The organism is Bradyrhizobium campsiandrae (assembly GCF_014529705.1).
Lineage (GTDB): Bacteria > Pseudomonadota > Alphaproteobacteria > Rhizobiales > Xanthobacteraceae > Bradyrhizobium > Bradyrhizobium campsiandrae.
In genome coordinates, this window is sequence record NZ_JAANIH010000265.1 from 1 (window position 1) to 392 (window position 392).

General features: G+C 63.5%; 1 protein-coding gene. It reads right to left on the reverse strand.

From position 1 onward, the window contains the following. Window positions 1-235 (reverse strand): response regulator (locus G8O24_RS47375; protein ID WP_188108456.1); only part of this gene is annotated, 235 nt, incomplete at its 3' end. Window positions 236-392: the final 157 nt, after the last annotated feature.

Consider the following 392-nt stretch of genomic DNA (forward strand, 5'->3'; position numbering starts at 1 on the left):
GGATGACGCCCTTGACGTCGCTGAACTCGCGGATCTTCGCGGTGGCCGCGACACCATCCATGACGGGCATCTGGACGTCCATGAGGACGACGTCGGGAGCGGTTTCCTTCACTACGTCCACGCCCTCAGCCCCGTTGGTGGCCTCCCCAACAACCGTGATGTCGGGCTCCACCGCGAGGATGAGGCGAAACCCTTGACGAACTAGTTTCTGGTCGTCGACCAGCACGACGCGCATCAGTCCTCCCCCTCCTTCATGTCCTCGTCCCTCACATCCTGGCTCTGACGCATCGGCATGACGGCACGAACTCGCCATCCACCGACCTTGCGTGGACCCACCTCAATGGTGCCGCCTAGGGCCTCGACCCGCTCTGACATCCCGACGATTCCCACCC